The 25,795-nt window shown below is 66.8% G+C and carries 25 protein-coding genes; 4 read left to right on the forward strand and 21 right to left on the reverse strand.

All coding sequences use genetic code 11. From position 1 onward, the window contains the following. The 4 genes from ACFC0O_RS42860 to ACFC0O_RS42875 form a co-directional block, all read right to left on the reverse strand. Complete coding sequence (locus ACFC0O_RS42860; RefSeq protein ID WP_375968068.1) at window positions 1-321, reverse strand: hypothetical protein; 321 nt, start codon at window positions 319-321, stop codon at window positions 1-3. Between the two features lie 130 nt (window positions 322-451). Next, window positions 452-1,408 (reverse strand): NAD(P)H-dependent flavin oxidoreductase, encoded by a 957-nt coding sequence (locus tag ACFC0O_RS42865; protein WP_375968069.1) that lies wholly within the window; start codon window positions 1,406-1,408, stop codon window positions 452-454. 111 nt (window positions 1,409-1,519) lie between these two features. Then, a complete protein-coding gene (locus tag ACFC0O_RS42870; protein WP_375968070.1) occupies window positions 1,520-2,020 on the reverse strand; it encodes a hypothetical protein in 501 nt (166 codons plus the stop codon). A 203-nt stretch (window positions 2,021-2,223) separates the two neighbouring features. After that, window positions 2,224-3,555, reverse strand: coding sequence for a DNA polymerase IV (locus ACFC0O_RS42875; protein WP_375968243.1), 1,332 nt, complete (start codon window positions 3,553-3,555; stop codon window positions 2,224-2,226). A 231-nt stretch (window positions 3,556-3,786) separates the two neighbouring features. Here ACFC0O_RS42875 and ACFC0O_RS42880 point away from each other — a divergent pair, with 231 nt between their 5' ends. After that, complete coding sequence (locus ACFC0O_RS42880) at window positions 3,787-4,665, forward strand: UTP--glucose-1-phosphate uridylyltransferase (protein ID WP_364643625.1); 879 nt, start codon at window positions 3,787-3,789, stop codon at window positions 4,663-4,665. Between the two features lie 131 nt (window positions 4,666-4,796). Further along, window positions 4,797-5,849: an alpha/beta hydrolase gene (locus tag ACFC0O_RS42885; RefSeq protein WP_375968071.1), complete on the forward strand. Its 1,053-nt coding sequence runs from the start codon at window positions 4,797-4,799 to the stop codon at window positions 5,847-5,849. A gap of 4 nt (window positions 5,850-5,853) precedes the next feature. On the opposite strand, the gene ACFC0O_RS42890 is transcribed toward ACFC0O_RS42885, so the two are convergent. Further along, window positions 5,854-6,816 carry an SMP-30/gluconolactonase/LRE family protein gene (locus ACFC0O_RS42890; protein WP_375968072.1) on the reverse strand — a complete coding sequence of 321 codons (963 nt, stop codon included), beginning with the start codon at window positions 6,814-6,816 and terminating at the stop codon, window positions 5,854-5,856. A 148-nt stretch (window positions 6,817-6,964) separates the two neighbouring features. Continuing rightward, the gene (locus tag ACFC0O_RS42895) at window positions 6,965-7,429 is read right to left on the reverse strand and encodes a MarR family winged helix-turn-helix transcriptional regulator (protein WP_375968073.1); all 465 of its coding nucleotides are present in this window, start codon (window positions 7,427-7,429) and stop codon (window positions 6,965-6,967) included. A gap of 53 nt (window positions 7,430-7,482) precedes the next feature. Here ACFC0O_RS42895 and ACFC0O_RS42900 point away from each other — a divergent pair, with 53 nt between their 5' ends. Next, the gene (locus tag ACFC0O_RS42900; protein ID WP_375968074.1) at window positions 7,483-8,529 is read left to right on the forward strand and encodes a hypothetical protein; all 1,047 of its coding nucleotides are present in this window, start codon (window positions 7,483-7,485) and stop codon (window positions 8,527-8,529) included. A gap of 3 nt (window positions 8,530-8,532) precedes the next feature. Here ACFC0O_RS42900 and ACFC0O_RS42905 read toward each other — a convergent pair whose 3' ends face one another. After that, on the reverse strand, window positions 8,533-9,075 hold the full coding sequence (locus tag ACFC0O_RS42905; protein WP_375968075.1) for a TetR/AcrR family transcriptional regulator: 543 nt from the start codon (window positions 9,073-9,075) through the stop codon (window positions 8,533-8,535). Between the two features lie 75 nt (window positions 9,076-9,150). Between ACFC0O_RS42905 and ACFC0O_RS42910 the strand changes: the two genes are divergently transcribed. Continuing rightward, on the forward strand, window positions 9,151-9,564 hold the full coding sequence (locus ACFC0O_RS42910) for an organic hydroperoxide resistance protein (RefSeq protein WP_375968076.1): 414 nt from the start codon (window positions 9,151-9,153) through the stop codon (window positions 9,562-9,564). 6 nt (window positions 9,565-9,570) lie between these two features. Here ACFC0O_RS42910 and ACFC0O_RS42915 read toward each other — a convergent pair whose 3' ends face one another. From ACFC0O_RS42915 to ftsW, 14 genes are all read right to left on the reverse strand, one after another. Then, window positions 9,571-10,110 carry an NlpC/P60 family protein gene (locus ACFC0O_RS42915; protein WP_364643647.1) on the reverse strand — a complete coding sequence of 180 codons (540 nt, stop codon included), beginning with the start codon at window positions 10,108-10,110 and terminating at the stop codon, window positions 9,571-9,573. A 229-nt stretch (window positions 10,111-10,339) separates the two neighbouring features. Then, window positions 10,340-11,146: a carboxymuconolactone decarboxylase family protein gene (locus ACFC0O_RS42920; RefSeq protein WP_375968077.1), complete on the reverse strand. Its 807-nt coding sequence runs from the start codon at window positions 11,144-11,146 to the stop codon at window positions 10,340-10,342. Window positions 11,147-11,319: 173 nt separating this feature from the next. Beyond that, window positions 11,320-14,475 carry an isoleucine--tRNA ligase gene (ileS, locus tag ACFC0O_RS42925; RefSeq protein ID WP_375968078.1) on the reverse strand — a complete coding sequence of 1,052 codons (3,156 nt, stop codon included), beginning with the start codon at window positions 14,473-14,475 and terminating at the stop codon, window positions 11,320-11,322. 285 nt (window positions 14,476-14,760) lie between these two features. Then, a complete protein-coding gene (locus ACFC0O_RS42930) occupies window positions 14,761-14,964 on the reverse strand; it encodes a hypothetical protein (RefSeq protein WP_375968244.1) in 204 nt (67 codons plus the stop codon). 91 nt (window positions 14,965-15,055) lie between these two features. After that, complete coding sequence (locus ACFC0O_RS42935) at window positions 15,056-15,880, reverse strand: DivIVA domain-containing protein (protein ID WP_375968079.1); 825 nt, start codon at window positions 15,878-15,880, stop codon at window positions 15,056-15,058. A 71-nt stretch (window positions 15,881-15,951) separates the two neighbouring features. Beyond that, entirely contained in the window at window positions 15,952-16,254 is a 303-nt protein-coding gene (locus tag ACFC0O_RS42940; RefSeq protein ID WP_364643659.1) for a YggT family protein, read from the reverse strand. Between the two features lie 242 nt (window positions 16,255-16,496). Next, a complete protein-coding gene (locus tag ACFC0O_RS42945) occupies window positions 16,497-17,291 on the reverse strand; it encodes a cell division protein SepF (protein WP_364643663.1) in 795 nt (264 codons plus the stop codon). Window positions 17,292-17,395: 104 nt separating this feature from the next. Continuing rightward, window positions 17,396-18,178 (reverse strand): YggS family pyridoxal phosphate-dependent enzyme, encoded by a 783-nt coding sequence (locus ACFC0O_RS42950; RefSeq protein ID WP_375968080.1) that lies wholly within the window; start codon window positions 18,176-18,178, stop codon window positions 17,396-17,398. Next, entirely contained in the window at window positions 18,175-18,915 is a 741-nt protein-coding gene (pgeF, locus tag ACFC0O_RS42955) for a peptidoglycan editing factor PgeF (protein WP_375968081.1), read from the reverse strand. The genes ACFC0O_RS42950 and pgeF overlap by 4 nt, the downstream gene beginning before the upstream one ends. Window positions 18,916-19,105: 190 nt before the next feature. Then, window positions 19,106-20,377 (reverse strand): cell division protein FtsZ, encoded by a 1,272-nt coding sequence (ftsZ, locus tag ACFC0O_RS42960; RefSeq protein WP_375968082.1) that lies wholly within the window; start codon window positions 20,375-20,377, stop codon window positions 19,106-19,108. Between the two features lie 317 nt (window positions 20,378-20,694). After that, window positions 20,695-21,543 (reverse strand): cell division protein FtsQ/DivIB, encoded by an 849-nt coding sequence (locus tag ACFC0O_RS42965; RefSeq protein WP_375968083.1) that lies wholly within the window; start codon window positions 21,541-21,543, stop codon window positions 20,695-20,697. A 6-nt stretch (window positions 21,544-21,549) separates the two neighbouring features. After that, the gene (gene murC / locus ACFC0O_RS42970) at window positions 21,550-22,989 is read right to left on the reverse strand and encodes a UDP-N-acetylmuramate--L-alanine ligase (protein ID WP_375968245.1); all 1,440 of its coding nucleotides are present in this window, start codon (window positions 22,987-22,989) and stop codon (window positions 21,550-21,552) included. A 79-nt stretch (window positions 22,990-23,068) separates the two neighbouring features. Continuing rightward, window positions 23,069-24,250 carry an undecaprenyldiphospho-muramoylpentapeptide beta-N-acetylglucosaminyltransferase gene (murG, locus tag ACFC0O_RS42975; RefSeq protein WP_375968084.1) on the reverse strand — a complete coding sequence of 394 codons (1,182 nt, stop codon included), beginning with the start codon at window positions 24,248-24,250 and terminating at the stop codon, window positions 23,069-23,071. Next, on the reverse strand, window positions 24,247-25,788 hold the full coding sequence (gene ftsW / locus ACFC0O_RS42980; RefSeq protein ID WP_375968085.1) for a putative lipid II flippase FtsW: 1,542 nt from the start codon (window positions 25,786-25,788) through the stop codon (window positions 24,247-24,249). Before ftsW ends, murG begins: the two co-directional genes overlap by 4 nt. Window positions 25,789-25,795: the final 7 nt, after the last annotated feature.

The raw sequence follows: 25,795 nt of genomic DNA on the forward strand, positions 1-25,795 counted from the left end.
CTACGCCCCGCCGAGACCGCGGGCACCGCGATGATCGTTCTTCTCCAGCAGGGTGGCGGCGTCCCGCTGTCCGTCGGCATAGGACTTGAATGTGCCTGCCAGCTGGGCGAATCCGGATTTCAGGTTCGCGTGCGCGGCGTTGTAGCCCTGATCCCCCTCGGCGAAGGTGGCACCGTAGCCGTCGTTCCCCCACGCGGAACCCTTGGCGGACAACGAGTTCTCGAGTTTGTTCAGGATTCCGGTGACGCGCAGGTTCAGTTCATCCATCTGCCCCGCGGCCCCGCGCAATCGGCTCGCACTCGCCCCAACCTTGGCTGCCACCGCTTCTCCTCCACCGCATTCGACCGGAGTAGGACGATCGCATGAGATGAACGGGGCCGAAAAGACATCCGAGCCGGAATTAACGCCGCCCTGACATCCTGTGCGGCCCAACGCATCCCGCGTTGACGCGTTATTGACGCCCCGGATACCGCTGCGCCAGCGCGGCAATGATGTCCAGGCATTCACGCGCACACCGCTCGATGATCTCCGCCACCGGTTCGACGGTATCGATGCGGCCCGCGACCTGCCCGCTCAAGGCGATGGCCGCCTCCATATCGCCGCCGAAGTACAGCTCCATGGCATTGCCGAACAGCGCCATGGCATTGGTATCGGTATCGAACTCCAGCGCGGTGGTGCGACCGGTGCGCAGCGCCCGAAGTGCCGGTTTGGCATGACGATTCAGGAAAACCGTATCGGTTTCGCGAGCCGCGAGCACCGCCTGCTTCCAGTTGTCGTGAATCGGGCTCTCCGCCGCCGACACCATGCGGGTGCCCATCTGCACCCCTTCCGCGCCGAGCGCGAACGCGGCCGCCATGGACGCGCCGTCCACGAAACCGCCCGCGGCGATGATGGGTACATCCACCTTGGAGGCGATCAACGGCAGCAGCACCATGCTGGACACCGGCTGCGGACTCTTGAATCCCCCGCCTTCACCGCCCTCGACCACCAGCCCGTCCACCCCGGCGTCGACCGCGCGCAGCGCACCTTCCAGATTGGGCACCACATGAAATACGGTGAGCCCGTTGGCCTTCAACGACGCCGTGTATTTCGTCGGACTGCCCGCCGACGTCGTGACGAATGAAACCCCTTGTTCGGCAACGAAATCCACGATCCCCGGATCCCGCACGAACGCCTGCGCGATATTCACCCCGAACGGCTTGTCGGTGAGCTCCCGCATGGCCAGGATCTCCTGCCGGATGACATCGAGCTCCCCCGAAGAGGTTTCGATGATCCCCAGCGCCCCGGCATTGCTCACCGCACTGGCCAGCCGCGACCGCGCGATCCAGCCCATCGGCGCCTGCACGATCGGAATATCCACGCCGAGCAACTCGGTGACCCGGTTGGTGAATCGCGATGTCGAAACCATACGTCCGTCCTACCATCCCCGCACCGGGCGCGAACAGTGCGCGAATCGCCTGTCCCGCACAGCGAACGAGCCCGCCGTCCGGACGGGACGACGGGCTCGCTTCGGGAAGAACTACGTGCAGGCCGGGGAGGTCTGGTTGGCCAGCGACAGCATGTTGCAGATCCATTCCTTCTGGACCTTCCACTTGCCGTCCTCGGCGACGAAGGGCACCACGGCGTTCTGCGGCGCACCACCGGCGACGGCGACCTGCGCGTCGGCGGTCAGCGTGCCATTGCCCAGATCGGTCACACCGGTGACGGTGATGGTGGCCTGGTTCTGCTTGTACGCCTCGATCATGCGCGAGGGCAGGCTCGGATCGGCCTGCACGCCCTGCATCATGTCCAGCTTCTCGGCATCCGGAATCGCCGGGTCCAGGGCCTTCTGCAGCTGGGCGTTCAGGTCCGCGGCCGTGGGAGCGGGCGGGTAATTCTGGGCGGCGGTGGTCTGCGAGGTGGAGGTCTTGGTGGGCTTGGTGGACTCCTTCTTGTCACCGTCGCCACACGCCGACAGCCCGAGTACCGTCACGACAGCCAAGGTGGCGACCGCGATACGTCCAGTCTTCTGAAACTTCAACTGCTCGTCCTTTGCGTTCGAGTAGGTCCGTTCGACTACGTGACAGCGTGGCAACCCCATCGGCGACGCTGCACGACGACACAGAGGCTACCAACGCGATCCGTGAGAATCGGCCTCCGAACACGCTGCGACGCACTTTCAGTCCGAATCCTCATAATTGGCGCATTCGTCCCTTAAACACGGCCCACCAGCGGAAGTGTCGTTCACTCCAGGCTGCGCAGCGGGTCGGCCCGCGTCAGCGCCGGGTCCTCGGCCGAAAAGGTGCGCGCCGCGCCGGGACCGGTGGACCGGGTCTCGAAGCGCACCGTCACCACCCCGTGGCCCGCACCCTGCACCCAGCCGTGCCCGAAGTCCGGATGTGCCACATCCAAACCCGGATACCAGCTCTCCTTGGCGTACGAGCGCGTCGCGGGCGGCACCTCCGGCACCGGCCCCGCGGCAATGCCCAAAGTCGGCTCCTCCGAGACCGATTCACCGCTGTCCACGGCCTGATCCAATTCCGGGAACAGCGATTCCTGCCGAATCTCGGACAGCCCGGCGAAACCCACTCCCACCAGGCGAATCGGCCCCAACTCCACCGGATCGATGGCCGAGCGCTGCGCCGCCGCGGTGAGCGTGGCCAAATCCTCGGTGGCGTACGGCAGTGTGAAGGACCGGGTCACAATGCTCATATCCCGGCGCTTGAGTTTGAGCACCACCGTGCGCGCGGCCCGCCCGTCCGCGGTGAGCCGCCGATGCGCGGACACCGCCATGGCGTCGATGGCCGGGCGCAGCTGCGGCAGCGTGACGATATCGGTCTCATAGGTGGTCTCTGCGCTGATCTGCTTGGCCTCGGCGCGCTCGGCCACCGGGCGATCGTCGATACCGCGCGCCAGCCGATGCAGCGCGATTCCCATGGCGCCGCCCAGAATCGAGGACGCCTCGGTCTCCGGCAGCGCCGCCAGCGCGCCCACGGTCTCGATTCCCAAAGTGCGCAAACGACTTTCGGCGACCGGACCGATGCCCCATAGTCGGCGCACCGGCAGCGCGGCCAGGAAGCGCTGCTGCTCCCCCGGCGAAATGACCCGCACCCCATCGGGTTTGGCCATATCGGAGGCGATCTTGGCCAGCTGCTTACCGCTGCCCGCGCCCACCGACGCCACCAGACCGGTGCGCTCGCGCACCAGCGCGCGCAACTCCTCACAGAATTCGAGCACCTCACCCGCGGTGGCCCCGGCCAATTCGGCGGGCTCGCCGAACGCCTCATCGAAGGACAGCGTCTCCAGCACCGGAATCCGCGACCGCATGGTTTCGAACACCTGCCCGCTGAGCTCCCCGTACACCGCCCCGCGCGGCGGCACCACCACCGCGTTCGCACCCACCAGCCGCCGCGCCTGATGCATGGGCATGGCCGAGCGCGCCCCGAACACCCGCGCCTCATAGCTCGCGCCCGCCACCACACCGCGCCCGCCCATACCGCCGACCAGCACCGGCCGCCCGCGCAGCGTCGGCCTGGTCAGCTGTTCGACCGAGGCGAAGAAGGCGTCCATATCCATATGCAGCACCCAGCGCCGCCCGCGCTGATCGTTCGCTGTGCGGCCGCTCCCGGGTTGCTGCGAATCCGCCCGGCCGCCCGCACCGGGTACGCCGACCCCGCCCGCACCGGCGAGCGCGCCACGACCAGGCACGATGCGCTCGGGCGCGGGATGGGCAGAGGTGTTCACGCTCGGGAATCTACGCGCCACTACCGACAGGTACGGCCAAGGCGGTGTGTGAGGATGGATGTCATGACGATTCGCAAGGCCGTGATTCCCGCGGCGGGCATCGGCTCCCGCCTGCTGCCCCTGACCAAGGCGATCCCCAAGGAAATGCTCGCGGTCGGCGATAAGCCGGTCATCGAACATACGGTGCGTGAGCTGGTGGACTCCGGCATCACCGATATCACCATCGTGGTGAGCAGCGGAAAGTCATTGATCCAGGACCACTTCCGGCCCAACCCGCAATTGGTGGCACAGCTGCGCGCCGACGGAAAGGCCGCCTACGCCGATGCGGTGGAGGAGGTCGGCGAGCTGAGCCGCCAGGGCCACATCACCTACCTCGATCAGCACGGCCCGTACGGCAATGGCACGCCCGTCCTGAACGCCGCCCGCACCCTCGGCGATGAACCCATGCTGGTGCTGTGGCCCGATGACGTCTTCGTCGCCGGGGTGCCGCGCGCCCAGCAGCTCATCGACGCCTACGAGAAGACCGGCGCGCCCGTACTGGCGCTGGTGCCGATGGACCCCGCCGAATCACAACGCTACGGCGTCCCGGTGGTGGAGGAGACCCAGGCCGACGGGCTCATGCGAATCAGCGGCCTGATCGAGAAGCCCAAGCCCGCGGACGCACCATCCGGCTTCGCCGCCATCGGCGGTTACGTGGTGACGCCCGGCATCATCGCGGAACTGCGCCGCCAGGTGGACAACTGGTACACGCACCGCACCGGCGAGGTCTACCTCACCGACGCCATCAATATCTTCGCGGCCTCGAATCCGGTGTACGGCCAAGTCATTCGCGGTACCTGGTATGACACCGGCAATCCGGCCGACTATCTGGTGGCCCAATTCGCCTCCGCGCTGGCGCATCCCGAGTACGGTCCGCTGTTGCGTCAGCTCGTCAAGGAGTAGGCGCGCGTCACAAACACGCCAGCGTCCAATTGGTCAAAACGTGAAACATAGGGGCAACAAACCACGATCATCCCCACTGGATCTTGCTGGGCTAGTGTGGGAGTTCGGTTTTGCGTTGCGGCAGTACGCTCATGTTCGGAACAGGTATCCGGATGGCGGCGCTGGCCGCCGTGACCTGTGTCATCAGCACCGCGCTCAGCGCGGGAACGGCTGACGCGGCCCCACCGGATCCGATCACGAGCCACGCGACCCTCGCTGCCACACCGGTTTCCGAGGACGGCTCGCGCATCACCCGCTTCGAGATCCGGGACGCGCACAACCTCACCCTGCACGTGTACTCGGAGGCCATGAACGCCGAGTACACGGTGGAGGTGCAGCGTCCCGCCGACGCCTCGGTGCCGCGCCCGGTGCTGTACCTGCTCAATGGCGCTGGGGGCGGCCAGGATACGGCCAATTGGAAGCGCAATACCGACTCCACCCAGTTCTTCGCCGATAAGAACGTGAACGTGGTGATGCCGATCGGCGGCGCGTTCAGCTACTACACCGACTGGCGCGCAACCGATCCCAAGCTCGGCGTGAATATGTGGAAGACCTTCCTCACCGAGGAGCTGCCGCCGCTCATCGACGGGGCCCTGGGCACCAACGGTTTACGCGCCATCGTCGGCATGTCCATGTCCGGCACCTCGGTGCTGCAATTGCCGATCGCCAAGCCCGGCCTGTATCGCGCGGTCGCGGCGTACAGCGGATGCGCGCAGATCAGCGATCCCATCGGGCGTAAATTCGCCGAGCTGGTGGTGTCCATCGGCGGCGGCAATCCCGCCAATATGTATGGGCCCGATACCGATCCGGAATGGGCGGAGAACGATCCGTACGTGCACGCCGAGGATCTGCGCGGACTCGAGCTCTACATCTCCAATGGCAGCGGCCTGCCCGGACGGCACGACAACCTGTCCGATGTGCGCAGCCTCGGCCCGGCCGACGGCGGCATCATGCAGCAGCTGCTGGTCGGCGGCATTCTGGAGGCGGCCAGCGACTGGTGCGCCCGGAACCTGCAGGTCAAACTCGATGAACTGGATATCCCGGCGACCTTCGAGATCAGCCAGGCGGGCACGCACTCGTGGGGCTACTGGGAGGACGCGTTGCGCGCCTCCTGGCCGGTGCTGGCCAAGGGCCTGGAGCTGTAAATCCCTACGGCAGTGGAACTATCACCACGCGATTGTCCGGCATGGCGGGCACCCACAGATTCCGGCCCGCCGCGTCGACGGTGAAATCGGCTGGGCCGTGCAGGTTCTCGGGCAGTCGCACCGCGGCGGCCTCGACGCCGTCCGGATGGTAGGTGGTGATCCGGCCGGGCTGATCGCCCCCGCTCACCACCCAATCGGAGACGACCAGGGTGCCGTCGGACAGTACGGCGAGCCCGTCCAGCACCCCGTGAATCGCGCCGATGCGCTGCGGTAGCACCGGGTTCTGCGCGAGATCCAGACGCCATACGTCACCGCCGCCGAAATCCGCGCCGACACCGGCCACATAGGCCGCCTTGCCGGTCGCGTCGAGGGCGATGCCATTGGCCCCGGGCAGCCCGGTGGCGATCGGATCGAACCGCTTCGTCTCCAGGTCGAGCCGGAACACGCTGCCGCGCACGGTATCGGTGACCAGCAGCGTCCGGGAATCCAGCAGCGCCAGATCATTGAGCAGCGCCGGTTCCCCGCCGCCGAGCGCGGCCTCGAACACCTGCCCGTGCGTATCGACGTCGTAGCCGACGACCCGATCGATATCGGCGACGAATACCCGATTATCCGTGCGCGCCATGCCTTTCGGCGCGTTCAGCGGCGGATCGCCGGGTCGCGGCATGGCCCGCCGCGCGGTCACGGTACCGGCCGAATTCAGTTCGGTCAGATAGCCGTCGCCGTCCTTGCCGGTGGCATCCGCCTTCGCTCCGACATTGGAGATGAACCAGCGGTCCCCGGCGAACAGCACGCTCTCGGGCGTCGAGAAGCCTTCCAGGGAACCGGGTTTGGCGACGGTACCGGATGCGGTGTGCGCGCCGGTGGTGCGCGCCGCCGCCGTGTCATCGGATGCGCCGCAGCCGGTGGCGGCGATGAGCAGCAGTACCCCGGCGCAGGTGGTCACCACCCTGCGACCGCTCGTCATCGCGAGACCGTTCGACCCATGGGACATGAGCCCACCCTCCGACGGAAGATCTCGCCCCGACCGGCGAGACGGGGGTCAGTCTAGCCAGCGCGGGTCCGCGAGAGAGCCGAAATCAATTGAACTCCAATCGGTTTCGTTTACTCATCAACTACTCGTCGGTGGCGTTGTAGCGGACCAGATAGTCCGCCATGCGAGCTATGTCGGCATCATCCCAATCCCGGAGGCGTTCCTCGAATGCCGCAGCGCGGGTACGCGCCGCCGCAGTCGCCACCCGGCGGCCCTCGGGGGTCGCGTGCAGGATGTGGTTGCGCCGATTGGCCGGATCCACCTCCCGCTCCAGATAGCCGAGCCGCTCCAGGGTCGCGACCTGACGGCTCATGGTGGATTTGTCGAGATGGAAATGTCCGGCCAGCTCACTGGCCAGGCAGCCGTCCCGTTCGATCACCAGATCCAGAATGCTCGACGCCACCAGCGAGAGCTCCGGATGCAATTCGGCGGCGCGACCGCGGGCGCGGCGGGCGAAGGCGGTGAGTTCGCGCTGGATCACCTCGATGGCGTCCGCACGGGCGGTATCGGCGGTCGCGGCACCCGGGAATTCCGGCTCGGTCTGCATAGTTGTATAGTACAACCTCATATAGTTGCATTTACCAACCGTTCGGAGATTCCATGGCCACGCATCAGATCCGGCACGTCGCCACCCATCTGCTCACCCCGCTGCTCATGTGCCTGGGCATGGGACTCGCGTATCTGGGCGCGTTCCACCAGCCCGAACCCAATCACCTCGCCGTGGCCGTGGTCGGCGACAGCGCACAGGTCAAGGTGCTCGCGCAGACGCTGAAGGACACCGGCGGCAGCGCGCTCGACGTCATCACCGTGCCCAGCCGCGACGATGCGGTGGCGCAGCTGCGCAATCGCGATCTGGCCGGCGCGTTCGTGCCCGACGCACAGCATCCCGAAGTGCTGGTCGCCAAGGCCGGATCCGATACCACCGCCATGGCCGCAGAAGCGGTCTTCGGTCAGGTCACCGCGAAACAGGGTGTGCCGCTGACTATTACCGATGTCACCACCGCCGCCTCCGGTGATCCCACCGGCCAGGGCATCTTCTTCCTGCTGGTGGCATTGAGCATCGGCTCGTACGGCAGCGTCGCGGCCATCGGCGCGGCGGGCGCGGGACTGTCCATGTGGATCAAAGGTCTTATCGGACTGGTGACCTCACTGCTGGTGAGCCTGATCGGACTGGCGCTCGCGGGACCGGTCTTCCACGTGGTCGATCACGACAGCGCCGCCATCTGGGCCATGTCCTGGCTCTACTCCGCGGGCATTCTCGCCGTGGGCATCGGTGCGCACACCTTCCTGAAGCGCTGGACCACACTCGCCATGATGGTGGTGTTCGTGATGCTCAACTTCACCACCTCGGGCGGCGTCTACACCCCGTGGTTGCAGAACGACTTCTTCGGAGCGCTCCACTCCTTCTGGAACGGTGCGGGTTTCGTGGAGGGCGCGCGCAGCCTGCTGTACTTCGACAGCGCGGGTTTCGACTCGCGACTGCTGAGCCTGTTCGCCTGGTTCGGCGCGGGGCTGGTGCTGATGATCGCGGCCGCCTATGCCGAAAAGCGCCAGGCGGCAACGGCTCCCAAGCATGCTGCGGTGGCCGAACCGGCGGCCGAAGCCGAGGAGGCCGAGGAGGAGATGGAGGAAACCGTCGGAGTGTGAGGTTCAGCGGCGAATATCGAGCTGCGCCAAGGCCGTTCGCACCCCGGCCTGCACGGTCTCGGTATCGCCCACTCCCCCGCTGACGGCCACGCCGTCCCGAGTCAACAGCAATGCGCGCGCCGCCTGGTCCACCTCATGGTGACCGGCGGCGCGCAGCCGTTCGGCCATGAGTTCGCGGAACCAGCCGCGATAGTCCCGCACCACCTCGCGCACCGCATGCTCCGGATTCGGGAACTCCACGGCGGCGTTGAGAAACGGGCAGCCCCGGAAACCCGGACCGCAGCTGAGTTCGCCGAGCTTCTCGAAAATGGTGACGATACTGTCCGCGCCGTCACCGGGCACCGACTCCAAAACCTCGCGCTGCCGGTCGTATTCGCGCACCAGATAGGCCACGACCAGGTCGTCCTTGGTCCGGAAGTGACGGTAGAAGGTGGCCTTGGCAATGCCCGCCTCGGCGATGATGCGGTCGATGCCCACGGTGTGGATGCCCTCGGCATAGAAGAGCCGGGTGGCGGTCTCCAACAATCTCTCGCGGGCTGCACTCATACCCTTGACGATAGCAGACAGACCTGTCTACTCTGAAGGAGCACGTGAACAGACTAGTCTGTCTAGGAGGCAGTCATGGCACCCCTCTACACCGCAGTCGCCACCTCGGTCGGTCGCGACGGCCGCTCGTACACCGATGACGGCATTCTCGATCTCACCCTGGCCCGCCCCAAGGAAATGGGCGGCGACGGCGCGGGGACCAATCCCGAGCAGCTCTTCGCGGCCGGTTACTCCGCGTGCTTCGCCAGCGCGCTGCAGCTGGTCTCCAAGCGCATGAAGCTCGATGCCGAGGACGCCTCGGTCACCGCCGAGGTCGGCCTCAACGCCCTCGAGGGCGGCGCTTTCGGCCTGTCCGTCGTACTGCGCGTGGAACTGCCCGAACACCTGCACAACGAGCAGGGCCAGGCGCTCATCGAGGCCACCCATCAGGTCTGCCCGTACTCCAATGCCACCCGGGGCAATATTCCGGTGGAACTGGTTGTGGAGTAACGACTCTCAGTAGAAGCGGCGGATATCGTAGATCTCGAACTGCGAGAGCGGGCTCAACCCGACCGGGACACCCCAGTCATAGGCATTGAGCACATTCCCGCCGCCGGCATAGATGCCCACGTGTGAGGCATCGCCGTTCAGAATCACCACGTCACCTGGCTGCACGGCCCCGACCGGGACTTCCAGGCCCACCTCGGCCTGCTGCCAGGTGGTGCGCGGCATATCGATGCCGACGCTGCGGAACGCCCACTGCACCAGACCGGAGCAATCCCAGGCGTCCGGGCCCACCCCACCCCAGCGGTAGGGCTTACCGGTCTGGGTCTGCGCCAGTCCCAGCGCGATCATGGCGCGCGGGCTGGTGATCGGCAATTGTGCCGAGCCACTGGCACTTCCGGAGGCGGAACCGCTACCGCTGCCGGAGGAGGAACCCGAGGCGGCGGATCCGGTATCGGCGTGCGCCGCGCCCGCCCAGAGCGCGCCGGTGAGAGTCAAGGCCGCGGCAGTCGTCAGAAACGATGCGGTTCGGCACAGCAGTCTTCGTGTCATGCACTCGCCCTTCAGCTCAACCACGCCGAAGGCACGACACTCAGCAAGCAATCAACCTGCAAACGGGCCACGCTGCCCGGTGTGACGTGAGATTCAGCGCTTACGACTGGAACTAGCGATACATCTCGAAAACACCATAAAGCTAAACGTTAGCTCTACAGTTGCTGTTCTATCTCATCAGTCACATGCTTCACAAGGGGTATCCGGCGGGCGAGTCTCGAGAGTCACCTCACTCGCGGGCGGCGAACACCTCCCGAGCGGCGGTGATGGCATTGAGTGCCGCCGGGAAACCCGCGTAGCCGCCCAGCTGGATGATCGCCTCGATGGCCTCCTCGCGCGTGCCGCCGACATTGAGCAGGCCGTGCAGGTGCACGCGCAGCTGCGGACCGGCGGTGCCGAGCGCGGTGCACGCGGCGACGGTCGCCAGCTCCCGCGTCTTCAGGTCCAGGCCGGTGCGCGAATACACGTCGCCGAAGGCGAATTCGACTATGTAGCGCGCCAGGTCGGGTGCGGTGTCCGCGAGCGCGGCGAAAATGTGCTCGGCCGCATCGCCATCCACCTCATCGAGCTTGGCCAGACCGCGCTGGTAGCGCTCCTCCCCGGTCTCCTCGGGCCGAATATCGGACTCCGACACCGGATTTCCGGCCTCGGGCCGATCCGCGAAGGCGGCCCGCGCCACCGTGATGGCATTGAGCGCCGCCGGGAAACCCGCGTACACCCCGACCTGGATGATCGTCTCGACCACCTCGGCCGGAGTCAGTCCCACCGTGAGCCCGCCGTCGATATGCCAGCGCAACTGCGGTGCGGCATGCCCGAGCGCGGTGAGCGCCGCGATGGTGATGATCTGCCGCTGCTTCAGCGTCAGCCCGGGCCGCGAATAGATATCCCCGTACCCGAACTCGACCACGAACCTGCCCAGGTCGGGCGCGATATCGGCCAGGCTGTTCACCACGGCCCGACCGTTCGGGCCACCGATCTGGTCGAGCACCTCCAAACCACGCTGGAAACGATCATCGGCGGTGGGGCTGGAGCTCATGCGGGACTTCCTTCCCTGAGGTGACATACCTGAGTTGACGCCGCGGGGCCGGGCGACGGCCCAACCCATCCTCAACTCCGCAACCTCCATCCCGCGCGGGACATTCCGGCCTGTCCCGAGATGGCGAAGGGGCGCAGCCGCGATGGCTGCGCCCCTTGCGATCTATCCGGCCGTCAGGCCTTGGTGACGGAAACCTTGACGCCGCCGACGATCTCGGCGGCATCCGCGCCCGCGTCCCCGAAAGTCAGCGTGGTGGCGAGGATTTCACCGGCAATGAGGTCGCGGTGGGTTTCGGCCCAGCCCTTGCGGTCGGCGGGAACCTCGAGGATCACGGTGATCCGGTCCGAGACGTCCAGGCCCTGGGACTTGCGGGTCTCCTGGAGGTCGCGGATGAGGTCGCGGGCCCAGCCCTCGGCCTCGAGTTCCTCGGTGACAACCGAATTCAGCACCACCAGACCGGCATTGCCGGGCAGCGCGGCGGTGGATTCGGGTTCGGCGGCCACCAGGCGCTGGGTGTACTCCTCGGGCAGCAGCGCGATACCGGCTGCGGTGACGGTGCCGTCCGCGGCCTCGCTCCACTCCCCGGCCTTGACCGCCTTGATCACCGTCTGCACCTGCTTGCCCAGGCGCGGTCCGGCGGCACGGGCGTTCACCACCAGTTCGAAACGGCCGTGCGAGGCCACATCGGTGGTGAGATCGACCTTCTTGACGTTCACCTCATCGGCGATGAGATCGGCGAACGGGCGCAGCCGCTCGGCATCCTCGGCCGCCACGGTGAGCTCCGAAAGCGGCAGGCGCACACGCAGATTCTGCGCCTTGCGCTGACCCAGCACCGTGGAGCAGACCACGCGCACCTCATCCATGGCCGCGACCAGTTCCGGATCGCCGGGCAGCTCGGACGCGCTCGGCCAATCGGTCAGGTGCACCGAGCGACCGCCGGTGAGCCCCCGCCAGATCACCTCGGTGATCAACGGCAGCAGTGGCGCGGCCAGCCGGGTGATGACCTCCAGCACGGTGTGCAGGGTGTCGATGGCATCGCGATCCTCTTCCCAGAACCGCGAACGCGACCGGCGCACATACCAATTGGTGAGCGCGTCGGCGAAGGACCGCAATTCCTCTGCCGCGGTGGCGATATCGAGCCCTTCCAGGGCATCGGTCATCACATCGCGGGTCGCGGCCAGCTTGGCCAGGATGTAGCGATCCAGCACGTTCTGCGAATCCGTGCGCCACACACCGGGTGTCGAGGCGTACAGGTTCAGGAAGGTCCACGCGTTCCACAGCGGGCGCAGCGCGTGGCTGACGCCTTCGCGGATACCGCGCTCGGTGACGATGAGGTTGCCGCCGCGCAGGATGGGCGAGGCCATCAGGAACCAGCGCATGGCATCGGCGCCGTCGCGGTCGAAGACCTCGAAGACATCCGGGTAGTTGCCCTTGGACTTGGACATCTTGAGGCCGTCATCGCCCAGTACGATGCCGTGCGCCACAACCGATTTGAACGCCGGGCGATCGAACAGCGCGGTGGACAGCACATGCAGGTTGTAGAACCAGCCCTTGGTCTGGCCGTTGTACTCGACGATGAAATCGCCAGGGCTGTGCGCGGCCTGGTCGCCGGAGCCCTCGAACCACTCCTTGTTCTCGAACGGGTAGTGCACCTGCGCGTACGGCATGGAACCCGATTCGAACCAGCAGTCCAGCACCTCGGGCACGCGCCGCATCATCGACTTGCCGGTCGGGTCATCGGGATTCGGGCGCACCAGATCATCGATGCCGGGCCGGTGCAGATCGGCCGGGCGCACGCCGAAGTCCTGCTCCAGCGCGTCGAGCGAACCGTAGACATCCACGCGCGGGTACTGCGGATCGTCGGACACCCACACCGGGATCGGCGCGCCCCAGAAGCGATTACGGCTGATGTTCCAGTCGCGCGCGTTCTCCAGCCACTTGCCGAACTGGCCGTCCCGCAGATGTTCCGGGGTCCAGTTGATCTGCTGGTTCAACTCCAGCGCACGATCGCGGAACTTGGTGACCGCCACGAACCAGGACGGCACCGCCATGTAGATCAGCGGCTGACCCGAACGCCAGCTGTGCGGGTACGAGTGCTCGATCGTCTCGTGCCGCAACAGCTTTCCGGCGGCCTTGAGGTCCTTGATGATGACCGGGTTGGCGTCGAACACCATCAGACCCTGATACGGCGGCACCATCGAGGTGAACTTGCCGCCCGCGTCCAGGGGCTGCACGATCTCGATTCCATTGGCGGTGGAGACATCCATATCCTCCTCACCGAAGGCGGGCGCGAGATGCACGATGCCGGTACCGGAGTCGGTGGTCACGTAGTCGGCGTTGAGCACGCGATGCGCGTTCGGGTGACCGAGGAAGAAGTCGAACGGCGGCTGGTACCGCAGATCGGCCAGCGCCGCGCCGGAGTGCTCGGACAGCACCTCGGGCTCCTCGCCGAACTCCCGGGTGTAGTGCGAAACACGTTCGGCGGCAAGCAGGTATCGCTTACCGTCCTGCGCGCGCACATGCACGTAGGTGACATCGGGATGCACCGCGATGGCGAGGTTGGAGGGCAGGGTCCACGGCGTGGTGGTCCAGATCAGCGCGTTCGCGCCGTCCAGCTGCGCGAGCGGATGCTCGGCCGGAACCGACAGCACCATATCGACGGTGACCGCCGGGTCCTGGCGCATGCGGTACGAATCATCGAGGCGCGCCTCCTGATTCGACAGCGGCGTCTGCTCGTACCAGCTGTACGGCAGCACCCGGAAACCCTGATAGATCAAACCCTTGTCATGGAGCGACTTGAACGCCCACATGACCGATTCCATGAAGTCGAGGTCGAGGGTTTTGTAGTCGTTGTCGAAGTCGACCCAACGTGCCTGTCGCGTCACATAGTTTCGCCACTCGTTCGTGTAGCGAAGAACCGAGGATTTGCACGCGGCATTGAATTCCGCGAGACCCATGGCATCGATCTGTGATTTGTCCGTGATACCGAGCTGCTTCTCCGCTTCGATTTCCGCGGGCAGTCCATGAGTGTCCCAACCGAAGCGCCGCTCGACCTTCTTACCGCGCATCGTCTGAAATCGTGGGATCAAATCCTTGACATATCCGGTCAGCAGATGACCGTAATGCGGCAACCCATTGGCGAAGGGCGGACCGTCGTAGAAGACGAATTCCTCTGCATCGGAACGGTTCTCGATGCTGGCGCGGAAGGTGTCATCGGCGGCCCAGTAGTCCAGCACGCGCTGCTCGAGCTCGGGGAACGATACCTGCCCGGTCACGGAGCTGAGCTCGACGCGAGGGTAGGCGTTGGGGGTCGGGGTCTCGCCGGACATCTCGGCGTCAGCTCCTCGTGCCAGTGGGTCTCGGGGACCCGGTGGGCACGGGGACGATGACGGCGCCGGTGCGCCGATACCGCGGTACCACCCCGCTTGTCCGGCTGCGGACCGGACCTCTCGTTATGAGCTGTGACGGGCTCACCCGTTCGGTTCTACTGGGCGCGCGCACCCGAAACGGCTGCTCACGCTGTTCTTCCGAAGACTCCCCGGTGATGGCCGGATCAACGCCGCAATACTGTGTCGATTCTAACCGGGCAGGTCCAGTGGATATTTCCGGCCCGTCTAATGCTTCGCGTGCCGCCCGCCTGGGCGCGACTGCGAATCTTCCTCCGGTTCACGTAGCGACAGCGCACTGACCAGCAGTAACACCGCGCCTAACACGCACACAATGATGCAGCCCCAGGCCCAGATCACCGAACCGGTGGTCAGGGCTGTCACCAGCAGGCCGAAACCCACCGCTGCCAGAGCCAGCGTCATCACGAGCATGGTCACCACCCCTCTTATGGAAACGGTGGCGGCGCCGCACCTCCCGTTTCACCGAACGGGGAGCGCGGCACCAATGGCCGTGATTACGACTCTACTTGCCGCCCTTGAGGAGTGCGCCGTTGCCCGAGGCGCCCTCGCCGAACTCGCCGCCGTCGACCGGGACCGCGGAACCGCGGTTCTCCAGCTCTTCCAGCTGCGATTCCAGGTAGGACTTCAGGCGTACCCGGTACTCACGCTCGAAGGTCTTGAGCTGCTCGATCCGGCTCTCCAGCACGCTGCGCTGCTGGGTGATGGTGGCCATGATCTCGGTGTGCTTGCGCTCGGCATCGGCCTGCAGGGCGTCGGCCTTCTCCTTGGCCTGGCGGAGCTGGGAATCGCTGCGGGTCTGCGCGTCCGACAGCATGGCCTCGGCCTTCTGACGGGCATCGGCGATCATCGCCTCGGAACGGGTGCGGGCATCGCCCACCAGTCGCTCGGAGTTCGCTCTGGCATTGGCGAGCAGCTGCTCGGCCTCGGTCTTGGCATCGGAGGTGAGGCGATCGGCCATCTCCTGGGCCAGCGAAAGCACCTTGGCGGCCTGTAGATTCGCGTCCGCGCTGGGGGCCTCGGCCTTGACCGGGACCGGCGCGGCGACGGGCATGGGCGCCGGCGGCGGAATCGGAGCGGCCTTGACGGGCTCCGGCGCGGGCGGCTGCTTCACAGCCTGGACAGGACCGCGATTCTTCTTGGCATCAGCCAGTTCCGCGTCCAATTCGGCAACGCGCTGGCGAAGATCTGCGTTTTCTTCGATGAGGCGTGAGAGCTCCTGCTCGACCAGGTCGAGGAAGGCGTCGACTTCATCCTCGTTGTAGCCGCGCTTCCCGATCGGTGGTTTGCTGAACGCGACGTTGTGCACATCGGCAGGGGTCAGCGGCATGGAACGATCCCTTCACGCTTCGTTGGAGATCTAGCGGTAGATCTGGGTAAGCATTCTTTCCGCTCATTCTGTCACACATGAGCTAACGGCTGCCCCTGCTGGCCCGTGATCGTCATGAGGATGAACACGATGAAAAGCAGGACCATTATCGACAGATCCAGCCTAATTCCCCCAAGATTCACTGGGGGTATCAAACGCCTCAGGAGTTTCACGGGCGGGTCCGTGATGGTGAAGATCGCCTCGAGGATGATCACGACGAACCCGGTGGGCCGCCAGTCGCGCGCGAAGCTGCGAATGAACTCGACGATGACTCGGCTGATGAGCAGCAGCCAGAAGAGGAACAGCAGGAGGTTCAACACCTGGAACAAGGCCACAGTGTTCACTCTGCCTCAGAAACAGTGCCGCGCAAAATAGGATCACCGATCGCGCCGGTCACAGTGTGGTTTTCGGCGTAGTTCCGCCGGATCTTCCCCCGCGCGCGGCCGCACGCTCACACCCGTCACCGACCGGCCGCGGATAGGCCGTGAATGGACTGGGCGGGCTCTGGCGACCGCTTCGCAACCCCCGTTAACGACTGTCACACCGGCGCTGATCATCACAAAGCCGGTGCGACAGCTTACTTCTGGTTGTAGTAACCGTTCTCGGCCAGCTTGCGGCGCTCCTCGGCGGAGACATCCACATCGGCGGGCGAGAGCAGAAACACCTTCGTGGCGACCTTGTCGAATGAACCACGCAGCGCGAACGCCAGACCGGCGGCGAAATCCACCAGGCGGCGGGCATCGCTGTTGCTCATCTCGACCAGATCCATGATCACCGGGGTGCCGTCCCGGAAACGCTCGCCGATGATGGCGGCTTCGGCATAGGTGCGCGGGCGTAGCGTCGTGATCTTGGACAAGGGGCCTCCGTCCTCGAAGATCGCGGAACGGCGCGGCGGCTGCTGTTCCAGCCGGCGCTCCTCCATCCGCAACTCTTCCATGCGCCGCTCGGCCTCCGGGTCCACCGCGAGCGCGCCGCGCGTGGTGCCGCGCACCATCGAGGCGCCGCCGGAACCCATGGAACGAGTACGGCTGGACGGGGCGGTGTCGATACGGGTGGGGCGACGCGGCGCGTCGTAGCGATCACGTTCGCGCTCACGGTCATCCGCGTATTCGTCCGCGTACTCGTCGCGGCGCGAAGTGCCGTACGCGGGCTTGTAGGGCGCCTTGTAGGGCGGCGGCTCGGCGTAACCGGGCTCGTCGTCGTAGCGCTCGTGCTCATACCGGTCGTAGTCACGCTCGGTGTAGGCCCGGGACCGGCGCGGGGCACGTTCGTCGACGGCCGGACGGGGGCCGCGGTCCTCGACATAGTCGTCTTCGTAGTCCTCGAGCGGAACCATGCCGAAGTACGCCTTGAACTTGTGCAGCGTGCTCATCTGGTCGACCTTCCTTCGGCCCCGGTTGGCCTGGGGTGTTGTCCTGCTCAGTCCTCGTCTGCCACCAAGCATATGTTTCATATGTGACTGATGAGGTTTCTTTGCTACGCCGAGGTTATCGGTCGAGCGCCCATCAAAGCGGTACCGACACGCACGCAGGTGGATCCGTGGCGTATCGCGGCCTCCAAATCACTTGACATGCCCGCGGACAGCTCTCTGGCCTGGGGATGTTCCGCCAAAAGTGAGTCGTGCATATGGGCGAGTCGCTCGAATGCGGCGTCTGGGTCGGCGTCCAGCGGCGGGATCGCCATCAGGCCCGCGAGCTGCAACGATGCCGATTGGGCGACCTGATTCGCGAGGGTGAGCATGGCATTGTCCGAGACACCTCCGCGCGCCGGATCGGCATCGAGACTCACTTGCAGCAGGACGCGCAAGGGGGTCGTCCGCTCCCCCGCTTCCAGGGCCGTGTGGACCCCCGAATCCAGGGCGCTCGCCAACCGGTCACTGTCCACCGAGTAGACGGTATCCGCCCAGCGTGCAACATGTTTCGCCTTGTTGCGCTGCAATCTGCCGATGAATTCCCAGCGTATTTGCGACAGGTGGCGCAGTTGCGCCACTTTGTCCGATGCCTCCTGCTCGCGTGATTCACCGAACTCACGCAGGCCGAGGCCATAGAGGATCTCGATATCCGAGGCCGGGTGGAACTTGGTCACCGGCAGTAGTCGCACACTGTCCGATGCACGGCCCGCGGCCCGGCACGCTGCGGCGATGCGCTCGGTCAGGCCCTCGAGCGCCGCCGACAACTGCGCGACACGACCGGGCGCGGAAGTGAGCTTCGACTCCTGCGCCACTGCGGAACCGGTTGCGGCGGCGGGATTCTCGGTCATTCTGCAATTCCCTCCGATGCCATCCAAATCACACCGGCGAGTCTGCCGGTCGGCGCGCCGCGGCGGTGACTGAAGAGCGCTTTGTCCTCGATCGTGCAGCGCGGGTCCACGGCCACGGCGCTCACGCCGGCGGTTTCCAGCTGCCGCCGGATGCCCGCGCGCAGATCCAGACCCGGGGTACCCCGCACGGTGGTGGTCGCACTGCCCGGCAGATGTTTCTCGACATCGGCGCGCATGGCGGCGGGCACCTCGTACTGGCGGCCGCTGGCCGCCGGTCCCAGGAACGCGCCGATCCGCTCCACCCGCGCGCCGAGCTCGACCATGGCCTCGATCGCCTTGGGCACGATCCCGATCCGCGCGCCGATCCGGCCCGCGTGCACGGCCGCGATCACACCGGCCTCGTCATCGGAGAGCAGCACCGGCACACAGTCCGCGCTCAGCGTGACCAGCGCCAGATCGCGCCGAGTGGTCACCAGCGCATCGGTGGCGGGAACCGCCTCGGCCCGCGGGCCGTCGACCACCGTCACATTGCGGCTGTGGATCTGTTCCATCCACACCAGCCGCTCCGGCGCGAGCCCGATGCTCTCGGCGAGCCGAACCCGATTGCGGCGCACGGCTTCCGGATCATCCCCGACGTGGTCGCCCAGATTGAACGAGTCATAGGGGGCCTGGGAGAAGCCGCCCGCCCGAGCCGTGACAACTCGTCTTGTCCGATACGTCGTGCCCGCAGAAGTCATACCTCCGAGAGTAGTGGCCAATTCCCCGCAACCCATCCGGAGACGGCGTGGTCATCACCACCCGCGCGGCCCCGCGGCTCATCTGAGCGGCCGAGACCGGTACTCGGCCACCGAGCAGGCCCACCCGGGCAAACGAACGCGCCCGCCTCCGAGTGGGGGCGGGCGCGGTTATCGCCTTGCGGCGCTCGGGTCAGCGGCGCATGAAGGAGGGGACGTCGACGTCATCGTCGTCGGCATCCGGGGGCTGGATATGGCTGCGGGAATTGTTCGCCACGGTGGGTTCCATTGCCGGGCGCGGGGATTCGTAGGAGGGGGCCGGGCCGCGACCCGAGGACGGCGGCGGGTTCTGCGCCACCGGGGCCGGGGCGGGTTCCTGCCGGACCGGGGCCGGTTCGGGCGTGCGGGCGGTGGTGTAGTCCGGGGTGCGGGCCACCTCACCGGCGCGGGCGGTATTGAAGCTGGAGGTGGTGGTGGCGCCCGTGCGGCCTACGGCGGGCTCGATGCGTCGGGCGGGGCCGCTTCCGTCAAAACCCGCCGCGATCACCGTCACTCGGACCTCATCGCCGAGGGAATCGTCGATGACGGTACCGAAGATGATGTTCGCTTCGATATGGGCTGCTTCCTGCACCAGCGAGGCTGCCTCGTTGATCTCGAAGAGGCCGAGATCCGAACCGCCCGCGATCGAGAGCAGTACCCCGTGCGCGCCGTCCATGGACGCTTCCAGCAGTGGTGAATTGATGGCGGACTCGGCGGCTTTCACCGAGCGGCCCTCACCGCGGGCCGAGCCGATGCCCATGAGGGCGCTGCCCGCGCCGGACATGACGGACTTGACGTCCGCGAAGTCGACGTTGATCAGACCCGGGGTGGTGATCAGATCGGTAATGCCCTGAACACCGTTGAGCAGCACCTCATCCGCGGAGCGGAACGCGTCCATCAGGCTCACGGCCGCGTCGCCGAGCTGCAGCAGGCGGTCGTTCGGGATGACGATGAGGGTGTCGCAGGATTCGCGCAGCGCCTGGATGCCCGCCTCGGCCTGATTGCTGCGGCGCTTGCCCTCGAACGAGAACGGCCGCGTCACAACGCCGATGGTGAGCGCGCCGAGCTTGCGCGCGATGCTGGCCACGACCGGGGCGCCACCGGTGCCGGTGCCACCACCCTCGCCCGCGGTCACGAAGACCATATCGGCGCCCTTGAGCACCTCTTCGATCTCGTCCTTGTGGTCCTCGGCGGCCTTGCGGCCGACTTCCGGATCGGCGCCGGCGCCGAGGCCGCGGGTCAATTCACGACCGACATCGAGCTTGACGTCCGCATCACTCATCAGCAGCGCCTGCGCGTCGGTGTTGACCGCGATGAACTCGACTCCCTTGAGTCCCTGTTCGATCATCCGGTTGACGGCATTCACGCCGCCGCCGCCGATGCCGACGACCTTGATCACAGCAAGGTAGTTGTGCGGGGGCGTCATGGGCTCTCGCCTTCCTTAGATCCAAAAAGCTTGTCGTCTAACGGATGCTCGCCGTATGCCAGTTCCGGATGGTCTCGGTTCGATGAACCCTCAACCATAGGTTTAGCCTTATGTCAAGTATCCGACTGGTGCGGAACGGTATTCGCAGCCACCGCGTTACGGGCGCAGGCGCGCCGAGACGAGAATCAGAATCTTGTGTGATCCACCTCGTCCGGTCCACCTGGCATCGTATCGTGGACGGTTGCCCTCCGGTGCCGGGACGGCGCTGGAGCGTTCCTGCAGGCCACCGAAACTTTCGGTGGCCCAATGGGTATCGCTCACTTTACCGTGACGAGATTCGGACTCGAAACGTCGAACACCTTGCCGGGCTGGGTGAGTAGAGGTCCCACCACCGCCGCCTTCTTCTGTGAATCACCGGTCCCACCCCACAGCACGGTACGCCCATCTCGCAACTCGAGAGCAATATCCGAAACCGATCTGGCCACAACCTCTCCCACGCCCAGGCTCGGCGGCACCAGCGCCATCACCGCGACGGCCGCGCGGGTGGCCGGATCATTGCCGCCGGGATGGTCGGTGACGAGTTTGGGCGCGGTGCCCGGGGGCTGTTCGATCGCGAATTCCACGCTGTCGCAATCGAGCAGATGCGGGCCGTCCGGGGCGTCGTAGTAGAGCACGGGGGTGCGCTCGACCACGGTCACCTGCACGGTGGACGGGAATTCGCGCCGCACCCGCACGCTGCGGACCTTGGGTAACTGCGCCACCCGTTCGGCCATGGCGGTGGTGTCCAGGCGGATCATGGACAACCCGTCCGGCACCTGGAGTGCGTCCAGCACTTGCTCTTCCGGCACCACGGACAGTCCGTCGACGCGCACGGTGCGCACCGACAGCACCGGCGTGAACCAGGCCGCGATCCCGAGCGCCAGGATCAGCACCAGGCCGATCGCCGCGCCGATTCGCACTCGCGGTGAGCGCCACGAGTTCAGCAGCGTCGAATCCTCCCGGGACCGGCCGCGGCGCAGCCGGGCGCGCCGGGCCGCGCGCACCGCCGAATCTTCTTCGGCGGCAGGCTCGTCCGCCCGGTCGTCCGCGTCGTGCGCCGCGTCCGCCGCACCCCGCTTGCGGCCGGAGCCGTCAGCCGCGTCCTTCGCTCCCCCACCCGGGCTCATCTCCGCTCACCGCCCGTGCGAGGGTCGCGCGCGCAGACCGTCCAGAATCTGGCTGCCCAGCATGGTGACATCGCCCGCGCCCATGGTGATCACCACATCGCCGGGACGCGCGAGCGCGGCCACCTGACGGCCCACCCGGGACATATCCGGCTGATAGTGCACGGGTTTGGTGACCGAATTGGCCACCAGCGCACCGTTCACCCCGGGCAGCGGTTCCTCACGCGCACCGTACACATCCAGCACCACGACCTCGTCGGCGAGCGAGAGGGCGGTGCCGAACTCGGTCGCGAAAGTGGCGGTGCGACTGTACAAATGCGGCTGGAAGACCACGATCACCCGGCCCGGGCGCGAGCGCGCGCCATCGCGGGCCTCCTGCGCCACCAGTTCGGCGGCGGCGCTGAGCACCGCACGCACCTCGGTCGGATGGTGCGCGTAATCGTCGAAGACGCGCACGCCGTTCTCCCGGCCGGTGAGCTGGAAGCGGCGGTGCACACCGCCGAAACCCTCCAGGCCCTGGATGATTTCGCCCATATCGGCTCCGGCGGCGCGGGCGGCCAGCAGTGCGCCGAGCGCGTTCAAGGCCATATGGCGGCCGGGCACCGAGAGCCGCAGGGTGCGCGGCGCGGGCTCCTCCGACAGCTGGAAGATCGCGACACCGCCGACATCGCGGGGTTCCCAGGACAGCAGGTGCGCGCCGATCGGCACACCCGCGAAATCGCCGGAACCGTAACCGATTACCTCGATACCGCGCGGATCGTCGGCGAGCCGGGCCACCGAGCGTTCGGCCAGGCCGAGCGAGCCGGGATCGTCCAGGCACACCACCAGGCGGCCGCCGGGTTGCAGGCGATCGACGAAATCGTCGAAGACCTTGGTGTACGCCTCATCGGTGCCGAAGAAGTCCAGGTGATCGGATTCGATATTGGTCACCACGGCCACATCCGGCGCGTACTGCAGCAGCGAGGCATCGCTCTCATCGGCCTCGGCCACGAAGATGCCGCCGGTGCCGTGATGGGCATTGGTGCCCGATTCGTTGAGCTCACCGCCGACCGCGAAGGACGGATCCGCGCCGCAGTGCTGCAGCGCCACCACCAGCATGGAGGTGGTGGAGGTCTTACCGTGCGTGCCCGAGACCAGCAATGTCTTATGGCCCTGCATGAGTTCGGCCAGTACCGCGGGACGCAGCAGGACGGGCAGGCCGCGCCGATGTGCCTCCACCAGTTCGGGATTGGTCTTGGGGATGGCGGCGAAGGTGGTCACCACGGCGGTGGGGCCGCCGGGCAGCAGGTCCAGGGCGCTCGCGTCATGGCCGATGCGCACCTGTGCGCCGCGGGCCCGCAGTGCCAGCACACCGCGGCTCTCCTTGGCGTCGGAGCCGGACACCATGCCGCCGCGGGACAGCAGGATTCGGGCGATACCCGACATTCCGGCCCCGCCGATGCCGATCATATGCACCCGGCGCAGCAGCTCCGGTAGGTCCGTCTGCTGCTCGACGGGCGTATTCACGGCCTGTTGGGTATCGGCTGCTTCAGTCACGACCTGCCACCTCCAGCACAATTCGCGCTACCTCGTCCGCGGCGTCGCGATGTCCGGCGTCCGCCGCCGCGCGACCCATGGCTGTCAGCCGATCCATATCCCTGAGCAGCGGTATCACCTCGTCGATCACGTATTTCGGAGTCAGCTCCGCGTCCGCCACGATTCTGCCACCGCCGGCGGCGACAACGGGCCGCGCGTTGAGCTCCTGCTCCCCATTGCCATGCGGTAGCGGAACATAGAACGCGGGCAGTCCCACCGCCGACACCTCGGCGACGGTCATCGCACCCGAGCGGCACACCACCGCGTCGGCGGCGGCATAGGCCAGCGCCATCTGCGATAGATACGGCACCGCAATGTATTTCGCGGGCTCGTGCAGCCCGTCCAGGACGAGGCTGTTCTTCGGCCCGTGTGCGTGCAGCACCGAGATCCCGGCCGCGGTCAACTGCGGCGCTGCGGCCGATACGGCCTCATTGAGACTGCGCGCCCCCTGCGACCCGCCGAACACCAGCAGCACCGGCCCCTCGGCGGGCAGGCCGAAGTGCTCGCGCGCCCGCGCCCGCAGCGCGGGACGGTTCAGTGTGGTGATCGCCGACCGCACCGGGATACCGACAACCTCCGCATCGCCCCGACCGCGCGCGTGCACGCCCGAATTCGCCGCCGCGGCCAGCACTCTGGCGGCCACGCGCGCGCCGATCTTATTGGAGATACCGGCCATGGCATTGGCCTCGTGCACGATCACGGGTACCTGACGCCGCCCGCGTGCTCGACTGCCCGATGCGCGACCGCGCCCCGGCAGGTACGCCAACGGCGAAAGTCCGCGTCCGGCAGCCAGATAGGCGGGCAGGGCGACATAGCCGCCGAAGCCGATGATCACGTCGGCCTCGACCGCGTCGATGATTTCGCGGGTGCGGCGCATCGAGGCCAGCACTCGGCCCGGCAGGCGGAGCAGGTCCGCGGTGGGCTTACGAGGTAGGGGCACCGGGGGAATCAACTCGAGGGTGTATCCGCGTTCGGGCACCAGCTTGGTTTCCAGGCCGCGCTGGGTGCCCAGTGCGGTGATCCGGATGGCCGGGTCGTGGCGGCGCAGCGCGTCGGCGACCGCCAGGGCGGGTTCGATATGTCCCGCGGTGCCACCGCCCGCCACGATCACCGAGAGCGGCCGCTCCACTGTCACCTCGAATGTCCCCTGTCCCTATCGTGTTTCGTCGGATAGCTGGGTTCCCAGGCCCGGGTGCTGCGCCACGATTCGGTGGAGCGGCTGGTGCGCCGGGCGGTATCGGAATCTACGGACCGGCGGCGCGGCGGTTCGGAGCGGCCCCGGCCCGACGGCGGTAACGCGCGGCGCTGCGGTGCGGGTTTCACACCGGATTTCGGCTTGGGCTTGGCTTTGGCGGTGCTGCGCGCGCGGGCGGCCTGTGCCCGTGCGGGCGAATACATTTCGGGCACCGGCAGGCGCAGCAGGCGGCTGAAGCGCCCGTCCTGTCCGGCGTGCAGCGCCGCCACCGCCTCGGGTTCGTGCCGGGCGGCATTGGCGATGATGCCGAACATGAGCAGGGTGATGGCGAGCGAGGAACCACCCGCCGACACCAGCGGCAACTGGAGACCGGTCACCGGCAGCAGTCCCACCACGTAACCGACGTTGATGAGCGCCTGCCCGGTGATCCAGGTGGTCGCCGCGGCGGTCAGCAGCCGGATGAACGGATCCACCGATCGGGTGGCGATGCGCAGGCCGGTGTACACGAACAGCGCGAAAAGCCCCAGCACCAAAGCACATCCGAGGAAGCCGAGCTCCTCGCCGATGATGGCGAAGATGAAGTCGTTGTGCGCGTTGGGCAGATAGCTCCACTTGGCCCGGGACTGTCCGAGCCCCCGACCCCAGATCCCGCCGTCCGCAAGCGAATACAGTGCCTGGCGGGCCTGATAGCCGATGCCCTGCGGATCATCGCCGGGGCTGAAGAACGCGCGCATGCGGTCCGAGCGATATCCGGCCGACAGCGCCAGGATGCCCGCCGCCACCGCACCCGATACCGCGATGGTGACGAACATGCGCAGCGGCAGCCCGCCGAACCACAGCAGCGCGGACAGCACGATGCCCAGCGCGATGGTGGTGGACAGGTTCGGTTCGAGCACGACCAGGAAGCACACCAGCAGCCCGGCGGGCACCAGCGGCATCAGAATGTCCTTGTACCCGGCCCTTTCGGTCTGCCGCGAGGCCAGCAGGTGCGCGCCCCACACCACCAGGGTCACCTTGGCGATCTCGGACGGCTGCACCGAGACGAAGCCGAGGTCGAACCAGCGCCGCGAACCCTGCACCTCCAGGCCGATGCCCGGAATCAGCACCAGCACCAGCAGCACCACCGAGAGCGCGAACACCGGGAACGACAGCTGCCGCATCACGCGCATGGGAATCCGCAGCGCGATATAGAACAGCACCGCACCGAACAACGCCATCATGGCCTGCTGGATGAACAGCGAATACGCCGATTTGCCAACGGCATACGATTCCACGCTGGACGCGGACAGCACCATCACCAGGCCGAGCACGGTGAGCAGCACCGCGATGGCGACCACGAGATGGAACGAGGCCAGCGGCCGTGCCAGCCAGGCCGCGAACCAGGTGTTGCGGAACCGCGCGGTCGCCGCCGAATCCTTGGCGGTGCGACCGGAATCGGTGGCCGCACGCGCCGGGGTCTGCGCCGTTCGGGACGGCATCCTGTCT

It is taken from the genome of Nocardia sp. NPDC056100 (assembly GCF_042266325.1).
In the GTDB taxonomy this organism is placed as follows: Bacteria; Actinomycetota; Actinomycetes; order Mycobacteriales; family Mycobacteriaceae; genus Nocardia.

Excerpts from the sequence above, each read along its gene's own strand:
- ACFC0O_RS42865 (WP_375968069.1), bottom strand. The coding sequence starts at position 1,408 with ATGGTTTCGACATCGCGATTCACCAACCGGGTCACCGAGTTGCTCGGC.
- ACFC0O_RS42875 (WP_375968243.1), bottom strand. The coding sequence starts at position 3,555 with ATGGATATGGACGCCTTCTTCGCCTCGGTCGAACAGCTGACCAGGCCG.
- ACFC0O_RS42880 (WP_364643625.1), top strand. The coding sequence starts at position 3,787 with ATGACGATTCGCAAGGCCGTGATTCCCGCGGCGGGCATCGGCTCCCGC.
- ACFC0O_RS42885 (WP_375968071.1), top strand. The coding sequence starts at position 4,797 with ATGTTCGGAACAGGTATCCGGATGGCGGCGCTGGCCGCCGTGACCTGT.
- ACFC0O_RS42890 (WP_375968072.1), bottom strand. The coding sequence starts at position 6,816 with ATGACGAGCGGTCGCAGGGTGGTGACCACCTGCGCCGGGGTACTGCTG.
- ACFC0O_RS42895 (WP_375968073.1), bottom strand. The coding sequence starts at position 7,429 with ATGCAGACCGAGCCGGAATTCCCGGGTGCCGCGACCGCCGATACCGCC.
- ACFC0O_RS42900 (WP_375968074.1), top strand. The coding sequence starts at position 7,483 with ATGGCCACGCATCAGATCCGGCACGTCGCCACCCATCTGCTCACCCCG.
- ACFC0O_RS42905 (WP_375968075.1), bottom strand. The coding sequence starts at position 9,075 with ATGAGTGCAGCCCGCGAGAGATTGTTGGAGACCGCCACCCGGCTCTTC.
- ACFC0O_RS42910 (WP_375968076.1), top strand. The coding sequence starts at position 9,151 with ATGGCACCCCTCTACACCGCAGTCGCCACCTCGGTCGGTCGCGACGGC.
- ACFC0O_RS42915 (WP_364643647.1), bottom strand. The coding sequence starts at position 10,110 with ATGACACGAAGACTGCTGTGCCGAACCGCATCGTTTCTGACGACTGCC.
- ACFC0O_RS42920 (WP_375968077.1), bottom strand. The coding sequence starts at position 11,146 with ATGAGCTCCAGCCCCACCGCCGATGATCGTTTCCAGCGTGGTTTGGAG.
- ileS (WP_375968078.1), bottom strand. The coding sequence starts at position 14,475 with ATGTCCGGCGAGACCCCGACCCCCAACGCCTACCCTCGCGTCGAGCTC.
- ACFC0O_RS42930 (WP_375968244.1), bottom strand. The coding sequence starts at position 14,964 with ATGCTCGTGATGACGCTGGCTCTGGCAGCGGTGGGTTTCGGCCTGCTG.
- ACFC0O_RS42935 (WP_375968079.1), bottom strand. The coding sequence starts at position 15,880 with ATGCCGCTGACCCCTGCCGATGTGCACAACGTCGCGTTCAGCAAACCA.
- ACFC0O_RS42945 (WP_364643663.1), bottom strand. The coding sequence starts at position 17,291 with ATGAGCACGCTGCACAAGTTCAAGGCGTACTTCGGCATGGTTCCGCTC.
- ACFC0O_RS42950 (WP_375968080.1), bottom strand. The coding sequence starts at position 18,178 with ATGACCGAGAATCCCGCCGCCGCAACCGGTTCCGCAGTGGCGCAGGAG.
- pgeF (WP_375968081.1), bottom strand. The coding sequence starts at position 18,915 with ATGACTTCTGCGGGCACGACGTATCGGACAAGACGAGTTGTCACGGCT.
- ftsZ (WP_375968082.1), bottom strand. The coding sequence starts at position 20,377 with ATGACGCCCCCGCACAACTACCTTGCTGTGATCAAGGTCGTCGGCATC.
- ACFC0O_RS42965 (WP_375968083.1), bottom strand. The coding sequence starts at position 21,543 with ATGAGCCCGGGTGGGGGAGCGAAGGACGCGGCTGACGGCTCCGGCCGC.
- murC (WP_375968245.1), bottom strand. The coding sequence starts at position 22,989 with ATGATCGGCATCGGCGGGGCCGGAATGTCGGGTATCGCCCGAATCCTG.
- ftsW (WP_375968085.1), bottom strand. The coding sequence starts at position 25,788 with ATGCCGTCCCGAACGGCGCAGACCCCGGCGCGTGCGGCCACCGATTCC.